Origin of the sequence: Pedobacter nyackensis (genome assembly GCF_032678475.1) — a bacterium.
In the GTDB taxonomy this organism is placed as follows: domain Bacteria; phylum Bacteroidota; class Bacteroidia; order Sphingobacteriales; family Sphingobacteriaceae; genus Pedobacter; species Pedobacter nyackensis_A.
This window is the reverse complement of the sequence record NZ_JAVTSF010000001.1, coordinates 1,310,101-1,331,221: the sequence shown is the minus strand read 5'-3', so window position 1 is coordinate 1,331,221 and position 21,121 is coordinate 1,310,101. Positions and strand designations below refer to the sequence as shown.

21 protein-coding genes are annotated in these 21,121 nt (G+C 38.1%); 9 read left to right on the top strand and 12 right to left on the bottom strand.

Annotated features, from left to right (window positions below):
- The 7 genes from R2Q84_RS05370 to R2Q84_RS05340 all read left to right on the top strand — a co-directional run bounded on the left by R2Q84_RS05370 (position 1) and on the right by R2Q84_RS05340 (position 5,207).
- Positions 1-669, top strand: coding sequence for a response regulator (locus R2Q84_RS05370; RefSeq protein WP_316815501.1), 669 nt, complete (start codon positions 1-3; stop codon positions 667-669).
- 92 nt (positions 670-761) lie between these two features.
- Entirely contained in the window at positions 762-968 is a 207-nt protein-coding gene (locus tag R2Q84_RS05365) for a hypothetical protein (protein ID WP_316815500.1), read from the top strand.
- A gap of 49 nt (positions 969-1,017) precedes the next feature.
- A complete protein-coding gene (locus R2Q84_RS05360) occupies positions 1,018-1,416 on the top strand; it encodes a hypothetical protein (RefSeq protein ID WP_316815499.1) in 399 nt (132 codons plus the stop codon).
- A 5-nt stretch (positions 1,417-1,421) separates the two neighbouring features.
- The gene (locus tag R2Q84_RS05355) at positions 1,422-2,690 is read left to right on the top strand and encodes a hypothetical protein (protein ID WP_316815498.1); all 1,269 of its coding nucleotides are present in this window, start codon (positions 1,422-1,424) and stop codon (positions 2,688-2,690) included.
- A 3-nt stretch (positions 2,691-2,693) separates the two neighbouring features.
- Complete coding sequence (locus R2Q84_RS05350; protein ID WP_316815497.1) at positions 2,694-3,608, top strand: hypothetical protein; 915 nt, start codon at positions 2,694-2,696, stop codon at positions 3,606-3,608.
- 954 nt (positions 3,609-4,562) lie between these two features.
- Positions 4,563-5,015 carry a DUF6934 family protein gene (locus R2Q84_RS05345; protein ID WP_316815496.1) on the top strand — a complete coding sequence of 151 codons (453 nt, stop codon included), beginning with the start codon at positions 4,563-4,565 and terminating at the stop codon, positions 5,013-5,015.
- A 27-nt stretch (positions 5,016-5,042) separates the two neighbouring features.
- Positions 5,043-5,207 carry a hypothetical protein gene (locus R2Q84_RS05340; RefSeq protein ID WP_316815495.1) on the top strand — a complete coding sequence of 55 codons (165 nt, stop codon included), beginning with the start codon at positions 5,043-5,045 and terminating at the stop codon, positions 5,205-5,207.
- A 22-nt stretch (positions 5,208-5,229) separates the two neighbouring features.
- On the opposite strand, the gene R2Q84_RS05335 is transcribed toward R2Q84_RS05340, so the two are convergent.
- The 4 genes from R2Q84_RS05335 to R2Q84_RS05320 all read right to left on the bottom strand — a co-directional run bounded on the left by R2Q84_RS05335 (position 5,230) and on the right by R2Q84_RS05320 (position 7,846).
- Positions 5,230-5,739, bottom strand: coding sequence for a hypothetical protein (locus tag R2Q84_RS05335; protein WP_316815494.1), 510 nt, complete (start codon positions 5,737-5,739; stop codon positions 5,230-5,232).
- An 84-nt stretch (positions 5,740-5,823) separates the two neighbouring features.
- Positions 5,824-6,414: a DUF4230 domain-containing protein gene (locus R2Q84_RS05330; protein ID WP_316815493.1), complete on the bottom strand. Its 591-nt coding sequence runs from the start codon at positions 6,412-6,414 to the stop codon at positions 5,824-5,826.
- Positions 6,415-6,539: 125 nt separating this feature from the next.
- Positions 6,540-7,178, bottom strand: coding sequence for a DUF6266 family protein (locus R2Q84_RS05325; protein ID WP_316815492.1), 639 nt, complete (start codon positions 7,176-7,178; stop codon positions 6,540-6,542).
- A 2-nt stretch (positions 7,179-7,180) separates the two neighbouring features.
- The gene (locus R2Q84_RS05320) at positions 7,181-7,846 is read right to left on the bottom strand and encodes a DUF6266 family protein (protein ID WP_316815491.1); all 666 of its coding nucleotides are present in this window, start codon (positions 7,844-7,846) and stop codon (positions 7,181-7,183) included.
- 389 nt (positions 7,847-8,235) lie between these two features.
- On the opposite strand from R2Q84_RS05320, the gene R2Q84_RS05315 reads away from it, so the two are divergent.
- Positions 8,236-8,409: a hypothetical protein gene (locus R2Q84_RS05315; RefSeq protein ID WP_316815490.1), complete on the top strand. Its 174-nt coding sequence runs from the start codon at positions 8,236-8,238 to the stop codon at positions 8,407-8,409.
- 57 nt (positions 8,410-8,466) lie between these two features.
- On the opposite strand, the gene R2Q84_RS05310 is transcribed toward R2Q84_RS05315, so the two are convergent.
- The 6 genes from R2Q84_RS05310 to R2Q84_RS05285 form a co-directional block, all read right to left on the bottom strand.
- The gene (locus R2Q84_RS05310) at positions 8,467-10,485 is read right to left on the bottom strand and encodes a beta-N-acetylhexosaminidase (RefSeq protein ID WP_316815489.1); all 2,019 of its coding nucleotides are present in this window, start codon (positions 10,483-10,485) and stop codon (positions 8,467-8,469) included.
- A 7-nt stretch (positions 10,486-10,492) separates the two neighbouring features.
- On the bottom strand, positions 10,493-12,004 hold the full coding sequence (locus R2Q84_RS05305; protein WP_316815488.1) for a RagB/SusD family nutrient uptake outer membrane protein: 1,512 nt from the start codon (positions 12,002-12,004) through the stop codon (positions 10,493-10,495).
- A gap of 11 nt (positions 12,005-12,015) precedes the next feature.
- Entirely contained in the window at positions 12,016-15,378 is a 3,363-nt protein-coding gene (locus tag R2Q84_RS05300; RefSeq protein ID WP_316815487.1) for a TonB-dependent receptor, read from the bottom strand.
- Between the two features lie 165 nt (positions 15,379-15,543).
- Complete coding sequence (locus tag R2Q84_RS05295) at positions 15,544-16,689, bottom strand: FecR family protein (protein ID WP_316815486.1); 1,146 nt, start codon at positions 16,687-16,689, stop codon at positions 15,544-15,546.
- A gap of 82 nt (positions 16,690-16,771) precedes the next feature.
- Positions 16,772-17,356, bottom strand: a complete 585-nt coding sequence (locus R2Q84_RS05290; RefSeq protein WP_316815485.1) for an RNA polymerase sigma-70 factor — start codon at positions 17,354-17,356, stop codon at positions 16,772-16,774.
- A 153-nt stretch (positions 17,357-17,509) separates the two neighbouring features.
- On the bottom strand, positions 17,510-18,652 hold the full coding sequence (locus R2Q84_RS05285; protein ID WP_316815484.1) for a histidine decarboxylase: 1,143 nt from the start codon (positions 18,650-18,652) through the stop codon (positions 17,510-17,512).
- Between the two features lie 150 nt (positions 18,653-18,802).
- Between R2Q84_RS05285 and R2Q84_RS05280 the strand changes: the two genes are divergently transcribed.
- Entirely contained in the window at positions 18,803-19,267 is a 465-nt protein-coding gene (locus R2Q84_RS05280) for an Lrp/AsnC family transcriptional regulator (RefSeq protein ID WP_316815483.1), read from the top strand.
- An 87-nt stretch (positions 19,268-19,354) separates the two neighbouring features.
- On the opposite strand, the gene R2Q84_RS05275 is transcribed toward R2Q84_RS05280, so the two are convergent.
- Both R2Q84_RS05275 and R2Q84_RS05270 read right to left on the bottom strand, forming a co-directional pair.
- A complete protein-coding gene (locus tag R2Q84_RS05275; RefSeq protein ID WP_316815482.1) occupies positions 19,355-19,891 on the bottom strand; it encodes a hypothetical protein in 537 nt (178 codons plus the stop codon).
- Between the two features lie 59 nt (positions 19,892-19,950).
- The gene (locus R2Q84_RS05270; protein ID WP_316815481.1) at positions 19,951-21,111 is read right to left on the bottom strand and encodes a TlpA disulfide reductase family protein; all 1,161 of its coding nucleotides are present in this window, start codon (positions 21,109-21,111) and stop codon (positions 19,951-19,953) included.
- Between the last annotated feature and the right edge of the window lie 10 nt (positions 21,112-21,121).

The following is a 21,121-nucleotide window of genomic DNA, read 5'->3' as shown; positions in this document are numbered from 1 at the left end:
ATGATGTTTGAACGCGTACTAATTGCAGAGGATCAGGAAAGCACTAGTATTTCTGTGCGTAAAACAATTGAAGATCTAAACATTGAAGATCCTGAATATGTGTTTTATTGCGATGATGCTTTTGCCAGAATCCAAAAGGCAAATAAAATAGGTCAGCCTTATGATTTGTTAATCACAGATCTTTCATTCGAGGAAGATCATTATATTCAGAAAATTGTAGATGGTGCAGCGCTGATTAAGGCTGCTAAATATGAACAGCCCGGTCTTAAAGTTTTGGTCTTTTCGGCAGAAGGTAATCCTGCGGTGATAGAAGCCTTGATTAAAGACCTGGGAATTAATGGATACGTACGCAAAGCTCGGCATGATGCCAAGGAACTTAGATTAGCCATAGAAGCAATTGCGAAAGGGAATAGGTATTTTCCTGCACAAATGAAGGTACCAATTAAAGAAAGAAATACTTATGATTTTACCAATTATGATACCACCATCATTGCTTTGCTAGCCAATGGTGTAAAGCAAAAAGAAATTCCTGAGTATCTGCAGGATCAAGGCATCAAACCTTCTGGTTTGAGCAGTATAGAAAAACGCCTCAATCTGATCAGAGATGTGTTGGGCTTTTCAACTAACGAACAGCTTATTGCCTATTGTAAAGATTTTAAAATTATCTAATACTTTAATTTCCGCTTTTACGGTTTCCCGTAAGGAATACTTTATTTGCCTACCTACTTTCGAATCATAATTAGGAACTAAAATTTTAAATTATGAAAAAGTATTACGTAAACAAAAATGCACAACCAAATGGTGATCATGAAGTTCATGATGAAAATTGTTATCGTCTGCCAGATGTGGCTAATCGATTGTATTTAGGCGAATTCTCTTCATGTAAAAGCGCTGTCATAGTAGCAAGAGGATACTATTCAAAAGCCGATGGTTGTTATTACTGCTCACCAACTTGTCATACTAGTTAAGTGATTTCAGAACGATTTATTATAAAGAATTGAAAAAATAATAAACAGTATGGAGAGCACAATTAATACAGAATTACAGAGTCATTTCTTAAGACTCTATCAAATGGCCTGTTCAGATGAAAATTTTGATAAACTCGAAATGAAGCAACTCTATAGATTCGCTGAACAAAGAGGTGTAGATATCGAACATTTAAATGGCATATTGACTAATCCAATTCAAAGAATGGAAGTACCTACTTCTATAGAAAAGCGGATAGAATATCTATATGACTTGGCGATAATGATATGGGTGGATCATGAAGTTACAGAAGATGAATACAATCTACTAAAGAAATACTGTAAGATATTCGAGTTCTTGGATGAGAACATCCCTGCTATATGTGACTATCTTATTGACTGTGCTAAGCAGGAAAAGTCCCTTCTAAAAGTATTGCAATCAATAAATTAAACGCTATGGAAATTAGAAAATTATTCCTTACCAAAAAAAGTGAGATTCCTGAATCAGGCATCTCTCCAAGCGAGGAAAAGGAAGATCTTGAAATAAGGATCACCTATTATCAAAGTGGATATGGAGCTGCCTTAAAAGCTATGGGAGGTCCCATTAATTTTAGAGCTTGTCTTGAAAACGTTTACGAAAGTTTTGAGCAACAGTGTCGCGATCAGGAAACTCAGCAGGCAAGATTGAAGCAACCTTACATTGATGAGAGAACTAGAAAACAGAGCGAACTTAAAAATACTGAGACTGCAATATCAATTTTTGAGGAAAAGAAGCAAGGGCTGGTTGAACAAATCAATCAAGCAAGGAACGAAATTGAAGATGTGAAGCATCATCCTGAAAAATATGGTGTGGAGAGCTCAAAGCGTCCAAAAGCACAGTTTTATATTGGGCTATTATTGTTAATCCCTATTACCCTTTACTTGTTTGTTTTCTATATATCCGCAACATACTCGGCTTTTTTCAAAGACTTTTCAAATGATAGTCTTACTGCAGCTATTTTCGATGCACAGGCATTTAGTAATGCCATGAAAGCCGGATGGTTGGAAGGTGTACTGATCTTTACAATTCCTTCAGTATTTCTTGGATTAGGGTATATAATTCATATGATGCAAAAAGGAAAGGGCGTTAAGAATGTCATTAGAATGATTGCTCTTTTTATCACGACCTTTTTATTTGATGGACTATTAGCCTACCAGATTGAAAAGAAAATTTATGAGTTCAATAAGACACCAGATTCAGTACCATACAATTTACAGATTGCGTTGGGAGAAGCAGAATTTTGGATGATCATTTTTGCAGGTTTTGTAGTTTACATTATTTGGGGTTTAGTTTTCGACATCACAATGAAAGAACATGAAAACTTAGATAAAATCCGAGGATATATTAAAACAAAGCTTGAAGAAGTAAAATCATTAGAGGTTTCAAAAAACGAGATTGTAGCAGAAATCGAGCAGTTAAGAAAAAAAGCAGTTGAAATCAGCGGTAAGATTACTGAACTACAGGCTACCATAGATGGGTTTGTGTTTAACATCAGACAATATCTTTTATACCATGCGCAATACAAGGAAGGCTGGTTTCAGGCGGTATCTTCTGAAATTGCTTTGTCTCAACAAAGGCAAACGGAAATTTTAGAACAATGTGAAAATATCGCTCAGGAACACCTTCAGAAACTCAATCTGGTTAATCAAACTGTTCAAAACATGGTTTACTCTAAAATATCTTAAGCTATGAAAACTAAAATTATTGGATTGTGTGTGTACACTGCAGTCTTTCTTTCTGTAGGTTGTAGTTTTGATGATGATCAAAAGGCAACTTCTGAAGGAGATTCAATGAAATCGTCATCCAGCCGGAAAGATAATTTAAACATCAGTATTCTGTTAGACCTTTCTGATCGGATAGATCCAGTAAAAAATTCCAATCCAGGTATGGAGTTTTATAAAAGAGATCTCGGTTACATTACATCGATTAGTAAGGGGTTTGAGAATCATTTGAGATCTAAGCCAATTAGACAAGACAATGATCACATCCAAATCTATTTTGAACCGGAACCTTTAAGTCCGGAGATAAATAACCTCGCAAAGGAATTAAAATTATCCTTTACGAAGGATAATACAACTAAGGATGCCATTTTAAAAATATCTCAACAATATATATCAGCCTCTAATAAGATTTACAAACTTGCAATTAAGGACAGTAAGTTTATAGGATCGGATATATGGGGGTTTTTCAAGGATAAGGTAAATGATTACTGCATCAAGCCTAAGCATAGAAATATCCTGTTTATTCTAACAGATGGTTATATATATCATAACAACTCTAAATTCACGGAAGGACCAAGAAGTTCCTATTTAACACCCGAATTTATTAGAGCTCTAAACTTGAATACTTCGAAGTATAAGGAAGTCATAAGAAAGAATGATTATGGATTTGTAAAAGCTAATGATAGCTTAAGTAATCTGGAGGTTGTTGTAATAGGTATTAATCCGTTAAAGGGGAATCCATTTGAAGGGGATGTGATAAGTGAATATTGGGTAAAATGGCTTAAGGAGATGAAGGTTAAAAATCCTGTAATGAAACCTATTCCAGCTGATCTTCCTTCCAATGTGGAAATGATCATTCAAAATTATATTCATCGACATTAATTTTTAAGTTAATGAAGAATAATATAAGTTCAGTTTGAATCTGCCGTATCATTTTTTCAACACGCGCTGCTAGTTGAGCAATTTGATCTTTAAAGTCCATACGTTTTGGTTTAAATGGTTTAGTGGTGGTTTTTATTACCTATATGTTGCTGATTTGAGATTGTTGTGTGAGTATATGTAGTGTGGTGGTTGCTATAGCAGAGTTATTGTAATTATAACTGCAAGGAGTGTAGGAAGAAGATAGATGATGTGAGGTTGTAGAGCAGTATTGATTTGAGAAGGTTATTCATGATGGAGTTGCGTTTAATTTAAGTGGTTATCTCAAAGTTTAAAATTTAAATGCATAATAACAATAGTTGATTTAGAATACTGAAAATAAATTCATTTAAATGGTTTTATATGCATCTTTTTTTATGCCCCTTGTACAATGAAATAGGTGCACTAGAAATGGTGTCTTATCCTGATATTCGGGCAGATCGAGAAGACCTTTTAGATAGATCTATACAACTGGGAATAACATTTTGTTAGATACAAGCATAGTTATAGAATTATTTTCTAATATTTTTTTTCTTCCAAATAATCTTCTGTTAAGGTCTTTTGAAGTCATTGCTTTCAGAATTTTATATCGGTTTTTCGTGTTTTTTTGGTGAAATCCACCAAATTTTTAATAAAGTAGCGCTTCTGTTCCAAAGCTTATTACGTTTGTTACTGAGCAATTCTTAACGAAAGATGTCAATACAAGATCCAACCTTAACTACTTTTCGCGATGCATATAAAACACAACTTACTCAATTTATTGAATCTTACAGCTGCTTCAGTTTTAAATATGTTTTTAACAAGATCTCAAACCGGGATTTCCTGATTAGCTTTTTGAACGGTGTTTTTAAGGATCAAAAGGTCATTGTTGATATTGAATAAATTCAATCCCTTTAATTCAAAATTACTCAGTTTTAGATGGCAGAAGACAGATACAGTTATTTAAAAATACCAGAAGAATACTATTATGAATTTTATAGCGAAGGTCCGAAAGGCATTATAAAAAAAATAATACGGTACAGACTTATTCAGGAAATACCATTTAAAATTTATAACCTGGGGTTTGGTGATTGGGATGAAACTGAGAGTGATGTTGATGATATGGTTAATACCAATAATCAGGATAGACAAAGAGTTCTAGCTACAGTTGCAGATACAGTTTTGGATTTCTTAAAAAGCCATCCTGATGTATCTGTATTTGCCAGAGGTAGCACGACATCTCGCACAAGACTATACCAAATAAATATTTCTGCATTCTGGAAAGAAATTTCTGACGCATCCTTTATTGTAAAGGGTTACCTGAATAAAGAATGGAAACCATTCCAAAAGGATATAAATTTTGAAGCATTTATTGTAAGGAAAAAAATATGATTATCTTTGTTATCAAGCTATTGTGAAATGGGAAATATAAAAAACAAGAAAAAAGCCGAAAAAGTGGTTTCAACTGAAGATGTTGGTTCTGTAGTTAAATACGCAAATGCGCCATTTTTCAAGAAAAAGGACGAAGAGGCTATTGCATTCCTAAAAAAGCACCCTATTCCTGTCGATTTCTGGAAAAATTAGTTCCCTAATACATGCTATTTTGTTACCCCTTTTCCTTTAATTCTTTTGCAACCCCCTTAATAAACAAATAGTTTACAGTACCTCCAATTACACCCCCAACTACCGGAACAAGGCGTCTGCTTGCTTTAGAGCCTAAACTAAAAAGCATTTTTTCTGCAACCTCTTCCATAATATTTTTACTGATGGCAAGTTTAGTATCTGCTTTAACGGAACTGGCTACAATTTTAAAGAAATCCTCAAAGCTGATTTTGTACTCACCAGTGTTGTGATAAGAAATGGCTAAAGTTACCCTGAACTGCTGAGTTATTAAGTTGACAATGTCTAACGGTGTACCGATGAGCATGGTTCCAATGCCGCCAACTCCTGTAACTACACCAGAGCCTGCTGCCAATAAGGCACATTGATTAATGAATTTGTCAAGGCCCATCGTGTCAACGCCTTTTTTGATATTCAGCTGATCGATCTGACTAAAGATCTGTTTAAATCCACCTTCAGCAAGATTTTTAAAGCCCTGCCGAACATCCGTCTTCATTTTTTTAAAATTAACCCGTTTCAACGATGGTAAATTCATATGCTCATGATTTAATGAACATACAGTTACTACTTTCGTGCCAGACTACATAGGCTTTAGAATCTGAACGGAATGCTCTTCAAAAGATAAACTAAGCTTACTGTACCCTAAACCTGTTAATAGCGGGCGGAGTACGTTCAATGCATTCGTTTTCGTTTGCTGAAGAATATCAGATTTACGCACCTCGTCAGAGATTTTCTGCTCTGCACTTTTGTATGCTTCATCAACCAGGTCTGCTTCCCGGAAAAAGGCCATTTTAGTATCGTATACCCTTGAAGCTTTATGATCTATTTTTATATAACAAATTTCGGGTTCGGGGAGTTGAATGGCAGCCGAATCTCCATAAACCTTGATGTTTTCTGACTTAATCTTAGTCAGATCTATACAACCTACAGCATCGGCTTTAATAATAAGCAGTACACTGGCATCAGGTAAAAAAGGAGTTTTATTTTTATGTTCGAGCACATCGCTGATGCGATATTTTACGAGTTCCAGTTTACCCATGGCTTCCACTCGGTCCAGTAAAAGCTGGTGTTTGCTTTCTACCGTTGTATTTAAACTGAACTTCATTGCAATCAGCCAGCCAATAAGTCCGATAACTGCCAGTACTATAATTACCTTTAACAATTTAACCATATTTTAACCTAACCAATTTACAGGCCAATTTTAGTGTGTCAGAGATTAAGGCTATGTTGATGCTAATTTCTGACAAAAACCACCGAAGCTGGAATCTTAATTCTTCCAACTTCGATGGTTAAAAATTAACTCACTATGGCTTCTGCTATATACATGCTATTGCCATTCTTTTTCCCGTCTGCCGAACTGAAGTTCATATAACAATGGACGGTATCACCAATAAAACCTTCAGGCACTTCCAGGGTATGACCCTGTGCATATCTGTTTGTGGCATTTTGTAAAATGACAGCCATTTCCTTTACAGGATTGTATACTAAAAAGCTGGCCATATCAGTAAACTGACAATAGGTCGATTGCTTTAGCGGTAGCCAGTTGTAGGTAATACTTCCAGCGGCGGCATCAATCTGCGGACTTTCTGGTGTATCAATTAGACCCCTGCTGTAAACAATTTTCGGGTAATCAAGTACAAAGCTCTCGCCATCTTTGATAAAGGCATGCCTGTAATTGTACTTTAAGGCTGCGTTTACGGCACTATTGTTTTTAATGTAGGCCTTAAAACCAATGTTAACCAAATCCTCAATATCCTGCAAAAAGCCATTGATTAAGCCAAGTTTAAGCTGCGACTCCAGTTGTTTTTTAGTAGCAGGCTTATTGCTGGTTTCAGGTAGTCCGGTAATGACATTTTTTCCTCTGTGCATGCGGCCTACTACCGAGCCTGTTTTGTTACGAAAGGGACCAAGTATCCCTGATTTTAAAATTCCCATAATTAAATGTTTGATTGTGGAAGTTCAGGTACTGCTGAATTGAAACTTCCGGTGTGAATACTGTTTGATAATTGTTTCCTATCTGCCGAAATAAAGGACATATAGGTTTCCATAGGTTTGCCTATTAAACTTGGTGGGATTTCAAGTGAATCAGCTCCTGAAAACCTGGTGTTCCCAAATAACGTGTAAAAGACCTTCCTCTGTACCGGGAAATAAGCCAGCAACATGACCTGATCTGTGGAATCCGGCCAGGCCATTTGCGGATCTGTATCCCATTTGTAGTCAAGCCCGGCACTGGTTAGTGTTACGCTCCAGTTCTGCGCAGGTTTTAACGGGCCCTTGCTCAGCAACAGCTGATCAAAAGCGATTTCCAGTTCCGGAAAAGTTCCTTTTACAAGGTCGGAATTGTTTTTAACAGCCATATTAAAGCCGTTGTCGCTAGCTAGAATTGCCTCAATACTAAAGCCCGTCTTGATAAAATCCTGTAAGTCGCGAAGTAACTCACTGCGAATTTTAATCAATAATTGGTTTTTAAGCTGCGCATCGGTAAAGGGCTTAGTCCTCACACCGATTGTTCTTGATACATTTTTTCCATTGAGCACATAGTAAACAATGTTACCTAATCTGCCTCTGTGATGGCCTCCTGGGCCATTTTCTGCGATTGCCATAATCAATTTATATTTGGTTAATCCAGCCCAAAATTAGGCTGGATGATAAAGTTAATATATAAATAGTTAATAACCAATGAATTAGATAGATTTATTTACTGATTAAATATTGATATATCAGTGATAAAATATAGGATTAATATACCGTTGACATACCCTTGGCTTACCGTTGCCTTACCCCTAGGGTAAAGCAACGGTAAGCCAACCCTATAGCAAGGGTAAGGAAAAGGTATGTTTATACAGTCTTTTAGCACTAGTTTACTATTATTTAAGTAGTCTTTATTATAACTCTGTCTTATCTTGTTTATTTTTTGGCTTGGTTCGGCAATAGCTATTTTGTCAAATCACTTCCGGTTTTTGTTTTTTTTATGTGTTATTTTGCGCTGATTATGACAGAAAATGAATTTTTAGTATACTGCCAGAGCCAGGTTTCGGGGCCGCTTAAGGATGAGGATATTGTGTTGATGCTGACCGCCTGGGGAAGTATAAAATATACGCAGGGTTACAACCAATCTACCGCAGATAAGGAAATAGAAAAAGAAGAGGGCGATAATGAGGAATAAAAAAGGAGAGGAGCCATGGTTCTTGAGTCCTCTCGCTTTTATAAAAAATGTTTGATTTTACATGGTTGATTTAATGAATATTGACAAATCTTCTACCCATTTATGCTCATTGTTTAATTTTACGGGAACAAAGGCAAACATCCAATCTTGTTCTTTATAGGAACGTTTGGAATGCACTTTTAATTTGTTCCAGCCTTTTTTTAAGGAGATTTTGACAGGTTTTCTACTCCAGTAAAATTCTTCGTCTGTAAATGGAATTTCGTTGGGCGGTGAAAACCAGGTGTGTTCTAAGTAACGATATTGACCTGGTGCAGACCAGGTTGGCCCGGGAAGGTTTTTGTCGTTAAGCTGGATATACCCACCGTTGGCATCCCATTTTCCCTGTTCCGGTAACCCGGCACTTTTCCGGGTGGATCTTGCAGCTGTTTCAAACCCTACCCAGGCATAGATCTCTTTTTCGCGGTCACTGTATAAATAAGTACTGAGATTAATGGTGTCGTTTTCAGGGGCTTTCAGCTGTCCGGAGTTGATCAGGTCATCGAAATTTAAAACACCACCGGTTATATTGCCCTGGCCTTCGATTTTCCATTCTACATTACTAAATGCAGCAAAAGGAAACGGATCTTGTTTAAAGAAGCGGTCGCGGTGATTAGCCAGCCTTTTTTCAAATTCGTTGAAATGTTTCCAGGCGTCGGATCCGGATGCTGGTAACTTCGCCATGTAAACAGGTTCATATTGTGGACGGCCACACCATAATGCCTCACTGTAGGTGATCATTCCCGGCCAAACCGGGTTATGCTCAAATATTTTGGATTTATCTTCGACACGTGTATCTGGCCAACAGCATAAGATACCACCGAGGGCCAGTGAATCGCTTTGTTCCCGATTACAAGGTTGCTGAAAGAAATAGCGTCTGATTAAAGTTAATGCATCAGAAGAATTAAGATACCCAGCATAAGAGTCGACATAAGGGTTGGTAATGTTTTGAAAATCGTTGGTTTCTTCATCCCTCCATAATTGCTCAATTGTTCCTTTTTCAGCTTTTAAACCCGGGTTCCAAACCATTGGTTGTCTGCCATTTTTTTTCAATCGCGCAGACATACGTGTGATGAATAATTTTGGTTCATCAATATGAACTTCATCAGATCCAATATGGATAATGGGGCAATCTTTTACTGGTATTTCTGCACAGAATTCATCAATTAGTTTTTCGAGAACATCCATGCCTTGTGGCGATCCCATCTTAAAACCAAATGTAGGTTCAAAATAAGCACTATGCCCTGGCATATCCAGTTCGGGGATAACTTTGATATGTCTTACCGCGGCGTAATTGATAATTTCGCGTATTTCATCAAAGGAATAGGATTTATCCGGATTTCTTCCCGCTTTCCTGAATTTAGGATCGTTTAGCTGTGGAAAAATCTTACTTTCTGGTCTCCAGGCAGGATTGTCGGTTAAATGCCAGTGAAAGGTATTGAATTTGTAAGCTGCTAATCGATCCAGCTGTTGCTTTAGTGAATTAATCTCCTGAAAATTACGGCCGGTATCATGCATAAAGCCTCGTAATGAAAAAGCAGGCCAGTCTTCAATTTCGCATGTGGGCAGCGAGACGGTTCTTTTATCCTGTTGGATTAACTGCCTGATTGTTTGAACTGCATAGAATACACCGGCAGCGTCTTTTCCATTAATTTCGATACCAGAATTACTTATTTTTAAGTGATATCCTTCCTTTTGGATATTTAGTCCTGCATCTTTTTTCAAAACAATACTGCCCGGCTTATGCGGAATCCCTTTTTTAATGGCGCTAATGTTGCTTTTTATTCCAGCCTGTTGCAGTACATCCTGTAAGGCAATGGCCGAATTCTTTAAACTATCATTAGCCTGGTAAAGAATTGTGATGTTTTGTTGTAATCTAAAAGCCCCATTGTTCCATTTGGCTTTTTGGGGAAAGGGAATTAAAGCAGTTGGCGCTGAGGCCAACTGCTTTAAAGTATGAGGGGCTAACCATGCAGATTTTTCTTGTGCGGAGGCTATACTTAAGATCGATACAGAAAGGAAAAATAGTATTTTCCCCATTTTTATTTTATTTCCAATCATCATTTTGCTTGCATAATGGGTTAGTTTGAATTTCTTTGGCAGGTATCGGTAAGTAATAATGACGTTTTCCGAAATTCGCAAAACGTATTGGGTCCTGGCTGCCGAGTTCTTTTTCCAGTAGGTTCCATCTTCTCAGATCATAAAAACGTTCTCCCTCTTTAAAGAACTCTATTGCTCTTTGTTTGATGAGTTCATTTTTTACAGAGATGTCATCTGTATTGCCTGAGTAGGGGAGAAGGTTATTTCCCCGGGTTCTGATCTGGTCGATATATTTTACTGCTCCAACGGCATTTTTGAGTTCGAGTTCAGCTTCGGCCAGTAGTAAGATGACATCTGCATATCTCATGGCGCGTTCATTAATATACGAAGGATCAGAACCAACTTCTCTGATACGGGTTTTGGAGTTTTGAGATTTCAAGATCCAAAATTGTTTTAATTCGGTTGCATTAAGCACCTGTTGAATGGGTTTCTGATAATACATACATCCTGGATAATCCCACGCAACTGAAGTCAGTACTCTGTAGTCGTATTCTCCATTTGCCGCTCTTTCAGCTCTAAATAGATCCATTATTTTCTTTGTGGGTTGAGCTTCATACCATCCTCCTACACTTCCGGCTGCATACTCAACCGCTATTGTTGTCGATTGTGCCGAATTTGCACCTTCGCCATTGTCCCATTGATCTGTTCCTCCTACGGGTTCATATAGAATTTCGAAAATACTTTCCTGGTTGTTTTCATGTGCCTCGTCGAAATTCCAGGAATAGTCATCCATCAATTTATAATTATAAGGAGCTTTGGTTAGTGGTTCCAGGGTTTCTTTAGCTTGTAGCCATTGTTTGGTATAAATGTAAAGCTTGCCCAGAAAAGCCAGAGAAGTTCCTTTTGTTGGCTTACCCTTTGCATTGGTAAGCGGTAATAAATTGGCTGCTTCCAAAAAATCTTTCTTCGCCTGGTTATATACTTCTGCCTGTGTTGATTTTTGTAATGGAAACGTTTTAGGGTCTTGTGATGCAGTAAGTCGCAGTGGGACGTTTTCGAATTCTTTAGCGAGCTGGAAAAAATACATTCCACGAATAAATAAAGCTTCGCCTTTTATTTTATCGGTAAATTCTTTAGTAAACGTTTTGCCTTCAATCTCTGTGAGGATTGAGGTAGCCCTGTATATTGCATTATAGAATTGATAAAACAAGTTTGTTGCCACCTGATTGAATTGATCATTAGTAAACCTATGCATTGAATAGATTTCATTGATGTCATTTCTGAATTCGATATCATCGGCTCTGGATATGCGCGTCATAAGTCCACGTGTACCATAATAACCACCATTCCAATTTTTCAGAGGAGTATAACAAGAGGTCATGGCCTGGTTAAAATCGGCTTCGGTCTTCCAGAAAGTTTCGCTGGTTACACTATTCGGATTGGTTAGATCCAGTTTATTTTCACAGCTGCCAAACAGCAAGATGAAAAATGCAGATATTATTGTTTTAAAAGTTTTCACGATTGATCAGTTTAGAATGAAAAATTAGCTCCGAACATTATTATTCTGTTTACAGGATAAACGAAGTTGTCAAATCCCCTTGAGGTACTGGAACCTCCGCTATCAATATCTGGCGTATAACCGCTGTAATTGGTTAGGGTATACAAATTCTCCATACTTGCATAGATTCTTACTTTCTGAAGTTTGTCGCCAAATACGGTTTTAGGAATGGTGTATCCAAGTTGAAGGTTTCTTATTCTGAAAAAAGAGCCGCTCTCCAGATAGCGGTCGGACTGTGGCCGGCTATTCTGATTGGGATCATCCCAAACTAAACGGGGGAAGCTTGCGTCCGGATTCTCGGGTGTCCAGTAATCCCGTACTGTTCCAAGATAATTTACACCTTTGTTAACACCCTCCAACTCTAGTCGGGAAGCATTATAAATTTTATTTCCAAACACACCCTGGAATCCTAACATCATGTCTATTCCTTTATAAGCGAGATTAAAATTCAGTCCTGATGAAAAGGTAGGAAAGGGACTCCCTTTGTATTCGCGGTCGTCGTCTGTAATTTTTCCGTCCTGATTAACATCCGCAAAACGTATATCACCGGGCTTGGCATTCGGTTGTATCAGGACCCCATTTTTTTGATAAGCGTTAACTTCTTCCATACTTTGGAATAAGCCTCTTGTAGGGATTAGCCAGAACCCTCCAATCGGATAGCCCGCCATTGTTCTTGTTGTGGGCACATTTGTACGGTTTGAACCGCCATTGATAATTTGATGTTCCTCGCCCATAGCAGTTACTTTGTTTTTTATAAAGTTTCCGGTGAATGAAAAACCATAGGAGAAATCCCCGCTTGTTTTATCGTTCCAGTTTAGGGAGAACTCTGTACCCGTATTCGTTATACGCCCTGCATTTCTAAAGGGATCATTGGCACCACCGGTAGAAATAGGAATTGGAACGGTCAGGAGGATATCTTTGGTGTCTTTTTTATAATAATCGATAGTGAAGTTAAAGCGGCTATCCAGTACAGACAGGTCTAAGCCGATATTGGTCATAGCTGTTTCTTCCCATTTAATTGATGGGTTGGCAAAATCCTTTGGAAAAGCGCCTAGTAGCAATCCACCATTTCCATCGGGGTAATTGATGTTTGAGGTTACTGTGCTGGTGTACATGTAATTGCTGATCTCCTGGTTCCCAAGTATACCATATCCACCTCTTAATTTTAATTGATCAAGCCATGTTGGTTTTTTGAAAAACGACTCTTCAGCCAGGTTCCATCCCACTGATACGGAAGGGAAGTTCCCGTAACGGTTTTTAGGCGCAAATTTAGATGAACCATCTCTACGAAAAGTTGCTGTAAGTAAATAGCGGTTGTCGTAGCCATAAAAGACCCGGGATATAATGGATGTTAAAGCACTTTCGTTAGAATTTGCATCATTTAGCCGATCTCTTGTTGCTGCGCCTACTTCGTAAATTCCAGGCGGCAGCGCTCTGCCCGAGGCCAGGATGTAATTGTTTTTAAAATTCTGATAGGCGTATCCTCCAAGGAGTGTAAGTTTATGTTTCCCAAAGCTTTTATCAAAAGTCAGTAAGTTTTCTGCCAACAGGTTATTGCTGTTGCTTCGGTCATCAGATAAAGACGAAATGCTATTGTTGCTTAAACCAAAATCAAATACGTTCTGGTAGACCTTATTCCTTGCGATGCTAAAATCAGGAGTAACGTTGAGTTTGTATTTTAAGTTAAGCGGTAAGCTTACTTCAGCATAAAAATTCAGGAAAACTTTGTTTTCATCCCAGGTTCTGCGTGTAAGGTTTTCATCCAGTATGCCCAATGGATTGGGAATGTCGGTTGCATCGCCAAATACTTTACCATAGCCCCCTTTTGGATTGTTTGGGTCATATTTGGCCAGAGTAGGGATGGATTGCAGGATAATGCCAAGATAGCCACCTCTGCTAAAACCATACAAAGGATTGTTCTTCTGATTGCTCAGGATAATGTTATTGCCGAGTGTCAGCCAATCTCTTTTGTATTGCATCTTTACCTGTCCATTTATCCGCTGATAAGATGTTCCTTTAATTGTACCATTCTGATCCATGTAACCCAGTCCGGTATAATAAGTGAAGTATTTACTGCCTCCACTAACCGTTAGATTGTAATTCTGCATTAAAGCAGATTTCATCATCATTCTCTGCCAGTCGTTGTCTTCTTTTTGATCAAGGTTTTGCGCCATTTCAAGAACTGGCTTTCCAATGGCTGCCCTGGATAATGTTGATATGTTTGCCCAATCCGCAGCATTTAGCATTTCCAGATATTTAGAAGGAGTTTGAACGCCAGCATTGGCCCCAAATTCAATAGTTGGCTTTCCATTGGTATCAGTACCCGATTTTGTGGTGATGATAATTACACCGTTGGCTGCGCGTGAACCGTAAATCGCTGCTGAGGAGGCATCTTTTAAAACATCTATACTGGCTACGTCATTCGGATTGATGTTGTCCATGCTATTCATGTAAATCCCATCAATGATGTATAAAGGATTTGCGTTATTCAATGTACCAATACCACGGATTGAAATCCGGCTGCCCGAACCCGGTGCACCGCCTTGGGACACAATATCTACCCCGGCAATTTTTCCCTGCAAGGCTTGCCCTATGTTGACGTTGCTTTGCGTATTGAGTTTTTCGCTGCTGATACTAGCAACAGCGCCGGTTAAGTCTTTTTTACGCTGACTGCCGTAACCCACTACCACAACATCATTTAACTGACTGGGTTGTGCCTGGATTCTGATGATCATTTCCGAATTGCTGACCTTTACTTCTTTTGGGGTATAGCCTACGTAGGAAATGATCAGCGTTGCATTTTCGCTGATATTACTCAGTGAAAAGCTACCATCCTGATTCGTCATGGTACCCTGGTTGGTACCTTTTACTTTTATGGTGGCACCAGGAACACCATTTCCTGTTTCGTCCAGTACTTTTCCCTTCACATCAATATTTGTTTGAAGGATTTGAGGTAAAGCGGTAAGGGGCTTTTTATTGTCTTTTTTGATAACAATTGTATTTAGCTCTAAGGTGTAATTTAGTGACTGACCTTTAAGGATAGTTTGTAATGCGGTTTCCAGACTTACATCTTTCATTTCTACGGTTACCGGATTAGCTTTTTTTATATCCTTAAGCACAAATAGAAAGCTATATCCGGATTGCCGCTTTATCTTCTTTAAAACGCTTTCCAATGAAGCATTCCGTTCGGAAATAGAAATACTTTTTTGACCATAACTCGATGCACTTACCTGCAGGATCGCAGTCATTAACAATAGAATGGTAAGTTTCATGGCTCGTTGAATTTTCTTTTTCATACAGGAGGTCCCGCATGAATTAAAAATATTAAATTTCATACATTTGGTTGTTTGGTGAGTAAAAGATAGATATAGCCTAAAAGCTATATCATCGGGTTTAATTGATACTGTAGTCTAATGGTACGATAAACAGGCGACCCAAATTTATTGAGCCGGATGTGGTGAGATACATCCGGTTTTTCTTTTTGGGTCAGTTAAGTAAGTTTAATTCATAACTGTGACCCTCCTTCCTTGAATTTTAAATTTGAAGTTTCCCGTAAGTTCCAGTAAACGTAATGTCTGGGCCAGGGTGTTTTTCCTCGAAACAGTACCACCTATGCTAATGTCCTCGAAGTTCCCATCATAATTTATATCTACATTATACCAACGGCTAAGGGACTTCATCGCATTCTTAAGTTCTTCATTGTTGAACATAAATTGTCCGTTTTTCCAGGCCACTATGGCTTCCGTATCTACAGAATTGACAGTCATACTGCGTGTGTTCAACACTGATTGCTGACCCTGACGGAGTATTTCGGATTCCTGTTTCTTAGTCCCCGCCTGCAGTCTGTTTACTTTTACACTTCCCTCTAACAGGGTAGTTTTAATGTTCATATCATCACTATAAGCATTTATATTAAAGTGTGTGCCCAGAACTTCAGTTTGCTGTTCAATTCCTTCATTATTTTGGGTTATTACCCTAAATGGTTTTGATTTATTTTTGGCAACTTCGAAATACCCTTCACCTGAAAGTTCTACTTTTCTCTCTTTTCCGGTAAACTTAACCGGGTATTTTAGAACGGATGCAGAATTTAGCCAAACCTTGGTGCCGTCGGGTAAGTTGATTTGGTATTGTCCACCTAAAGGGGTTTCTATAGTGTTTATTTCCACATTAGCAGCTGTCGCATTGGTACTCATATAACCCAATTCTCCGTCGGCCGTTTTACTGATTTTTACACCTTTAGTTTCTACAAGGAGACCATTTTTTGCATCATCAAGAACTATTTTCCGACCATCAGCTAAAGTCAAAGTAGCTTTATTACTTCCGGGTTTAATATCATTGGCAATCTCTTTGCCAGCCAGGTTTTGTTTATTGTCCCTGTTTTTGTAAAACGATAAGCCAAGTCCAAATACGATTAAAATTACTGCGGCAGCGGCAATACGGGGCCAATATATTGTGGTGTGTTTTGTCTGCGCCTGGATAGCTGAATATATGTTTTGTTGAGCCTCTTCCAGTTCTTCGTCAGTGAGGCCTAATTGTTCATCAGCACCTACTTCATGAAACCAATTCATTAACTGGGTTTTCTCTTCTTCCGTACAGTTGCCTGCGCGATATTTTTCAACTAGCTTATTCAGATCCGTTTTGTTCATACCTGGCATTAGGGTATTTTAACCCAATTGATAACCAAGACGGACAACTTAGGTGTAGGGGGTACAAAGCATTAATTTTTTTTTAAAAATTAATTGCAGACAGTAGAATTAAATATATGCTGATACCAAGTCTAACTTTGAGCACACGTAAAGCTCTTTTAATCTGGGTGGTTACTGTCTGTTCGGAGATGCCAAGTTCGATTGATATTTCCCGGTGACTAAGAAAATTTTTGCGGCTTAGTTCGAATATTTCGCGCATTCGTGCAGGTAAAGCATTGATTTCTCTGTCTATTTGATCACTGATCTGTTTTTCCCGCACTAAATGATCAGTTGCAGATTCTTTGAGTTCAAAAAAAGCTTGCATAGAATCGACGTATTTTATTTCAAGTTTTTTATGTGCAAAGAGATCAAAGGCCCTGTTGCGGACAGCAATGTAAAGATAGCCTGCTAAATTTGTGTTGAGTTGAAAGTCATTTCTTTTATTCCAGAGGTTTACAAAAACTTCCTGAACAATATCCTGAGCTTCTTCTTTATTGCGGAGTTTTTTATACGCATAGCTAAACAATAAGGTTGTGTATCTCGTGTAAATTTCCGTAAATGCAGCTCTATCGTCATTTTTTAGCAAATGAGCTAATTCAAAGTCAGTCAGTTTAGGATACTCAGTCATATTTGGCGAGTACAATTTAGGCTTTTAACTGATCAAAGTATGATTATTTTTCAACTTCCTGATTATAGAGCAGAAGTGTTTTGAGGAAGGGAGGGAAGAATATTCCGAGTTGACAGTTTTTGTCACCAGTCAACTCGAAATATGCCGAACGTTTTACGAAGTTAAAACAGGCTGAAGATGTTCTGAAGCGTGAAGCAATTCATATTCGCTTAAAAACTCATCAAACTTAGCTCTGCTTATGCCTGGCATACAGATCAGGTGACTCATGCCATCTTCGGTAGCAAGTTGCCATTTTACTTTTAATGCTAAAGCAGGAGCAGGGAAGACAACCGTTAAGGCATCGGGGTTACACCAGGCATTAACACCCATTTCTTTAAATCTGCCAAGCACATATTGTGCTGTTTCAATACTTTCTAAAGCACGTCTTTTTAATCCTTCAGTGCCAAGCGTTTTAATTGCATACCACATAAAAATAGGGCTGTGGCCATTCCGGCTTCCGGTTATTGTTGTATCCACTGTTCCGATATAGGGAATGGTTTTACCGATACGTTCTTTGTAATTCTTTTTTACCAATACCACACCACAAGGGATAGGAGATCCTATGAATTTGTGTCCGCTGATGGCTAAGCTGTCACAGCCATATTCGAAATCAAACCCTGGTTTAAGATCAAGTAATGCACTGTATGTTCCGGAAAGTGCGGCATCACAGTGAATATAATGGTTTTTTACAGCCAATGAAGCAAGTGTTTGTTTAATGCGGTTCAAATCATCTTTTGCTTCTGTCATGGTTGTACCGATGTTGGCCAGAATAATAACAGGCTTATCCCGGTTCATTTGTATCATTTGATGCAAGTCCTCGTAATCCATCTCACCATTTGGCTGTTTACGGATTACTATACTTTGGCAGTTAAGTAGCTGGATGTTCTTTTGTACACTATAATGCGTTGCTTCTGAATAATAAACAACTCCATTTGGGTACAATTCTCTGGCTACGTATAATCCGTAAAGGTTTCCCTCGGAACCTCCATTGGTTACATATCCCCACCAGTTGTTTACAGGTGCATGAAAAAGATCAGCAAAGAAGTTCAGTACTTCCTGCTCGAGTGATCTCGAATTGAGGTCGTATGTAGACTCTACCTGTGGATCACCTACGTTGTTTAAAGGCAATTTTAAGAGTGGATACAGTTCTGAATAATCAAAATCCTGTGCAATTGGGTAACCGATAAAATAGTCAGCCCGTTCTTCTGCCTTTTTCATGTAGGCGTTTAATCTATCACTATCAGCTTTTTTCAACATGTTCTTTATTATTTGGTATTGCAAAATTGATGATTTGTAGATGAATTGTCTATCATTCTGATAAATTCAGGAAATATTTCTTTTATTGCTATTTTTGTCAGATTAAATGGCTTGTTTTGAAGCTTAAATGATTAGTTAAAAGGAAATACTATGGCAGCACTAGACTCAATGGATATAAAAATTTTGAACCTTCTCCAGCAGGATTCTTCACTTCATGTGAAAGAAATCGCATCGCGAATCGGGCTCAGTCAGTCTCCAACTTACGAACGTATTAAAAAGCTTGAAAATGAGGGGTATATTGATAAGTATGTTGCCCTGTTAAATCGCGAGAAGCTAGGGAAACATTTAATGGTGATTTGTACAGTAACGCTTAAGGAGCAATCAATAGCTGCCTTAAAAGAGTTTGAGCAGTCGATCATTAAATTTAAACAGGTGCTGGAGGTAATGTGTATTGCTGGAAGCAGTGATTACATTCTTAAAATTGCCGTTGAAGATGTAAATACTTATCACACTTTTGTGATTGAACAGGTTTCATCTATTGCGAACATCTCTAATTTAAGCAGTAGTTTTGTGTTGAAAGAGCTAAAAAAGGATACGGCTATTGAAATAGGATAATGCTAATAATTGCAAAGCCCTGAAAAGACAATAGTTTTCAGGGCTTTGCAGGTGGGATTTTATTTAGTCCCGGTTAAGCTTTTGGTATTAGTTCATACGCGCAGCTGGAATAGACTTTTTCGTCATCTTATCCAAGCCTACAGCATAACTATCGAATTCTGCCGTTAACTGTGTGATCAAAGCCTTTCTCGCTTCTTCGTCACCTTTAACCAAGGCTCTCCATGCTACATTCGTTTTGTTGTCTTTAGCTTTAATAAATATGGCATACTGTGCAGATTTAATTCCTTTAGGAAGGTTGGTGTCAGAAAAATGGATTGATATCAGCTTATTGTGCGCTTCACGCTGAGTGATATTTTCTACACGGTTACCTCCATTCGAAAAAACAATCTTTCTGGATACCGGCATGTTCGCATCTATTACTTCTATGGCACTTACATAACCATTTGAGGCTTTTTTCAATAGTTCATCGTTGGTAAAAATATCCCATGCCATATCTGCTTCCATTGCGATGTCCACATCTTTTTCCACATCCCATTTGACTTTTCGGGCGGCCTCCATTTGGGCATTTGCTTTAATAGCTGATAAACCTGTTAACAGCAACAATGATAATATAATCTTCTTCATTTGATATAGGGTTTAAATGATTGAAAAAGGCTGCGCCAATTCGCGCAGCCCGTTTATTTTTACTTGCCGAAAATCTCTTTCAGTTTTTTATCTAAAGATTCTCCGCGAACGTTTTTCTCGATAATGTTTCCTTCCTTATCAACAACAACCAGGTAAGGGATGCCGCTGAATAAGTAAGATGCCATTACCGGTTTAGATTCTTTAGCATTGATTTGTGGCCATGCCATTCTCTCTTCTGCCATTGCTTTTTTCCAGTCAGCTTCTTTTGCGTCAACAGAAACCGCTAAAATTTCTAAACCCTGATCCTTGTATTTTTTGTAAACTTCTTTCAGGTGAGGAATTTCCTGGCGACAAGGACCGCACCATGATGCCCAGAAATCAATGATCAGGTATTTACCTTTAAAGTCTTTAGGGCTCCAGTTTTTACCGTTCACATCAGGATAAGCAAAGTGAGGTGCTTTTTTACCATTGGCAATTTTCTCTGCTTGAGCGATACCATCCAGAATTTCTTTTTTTCTATCTCTCGCCTGTTTCAGGTCAGGGAACTTCTTAGTCAGGTAATCCAGGGTAGACATGATCAGCTCCTGATCTCTTTTAGGACTTAGGTTATTCAGCGCATAAAGTACTGTAGGTTGGTCTTTGTATTTGTTAACCAGGTACTTGATGCGGATTTCACGTTCTTTATTGATACGGTCGAAGCCATCTTTCACGTAGTTGATCCATAGCGTATCTTTTGATAGTCCTGCTCTGTATTGTTCCTGACCTACAGCAATCATCTGCTGATAATTAAGGTAACTTACCAGGTTCACATCATTGATCACTTCATTATCTCTTGAAGCATTCTCCATATAGATGTATGGAGGATTTTTAACGATTCTTTTAGCTGTATCAATACCGCGTACATTTACATGGATATTGTCTTTATCTGCCCAGAAATCAATGCGATCCATATAATAAACACGTACCTGGTAAAAGTCCGGCTTTTCAGCAGGTACTTTAAATGAGAAGTTGTTGTTCGCATCAAGTTTTGTACTATCAATAGCTTTAAATGCTCTGTTAAAGCCCTCACCTTCGTATTTACCCAGATAAATCTGGTATTTGTTCTGTGTATCGGGGAATTTAACCGTACCTGTAAAATTTACAGTTTTTCCTTTTTGGGCAAAGCTACTGCTTACCATTAACAACGCGGCGATTGCCAGTGTTAAACCTTTTTTAATCATGGTGTTTTGT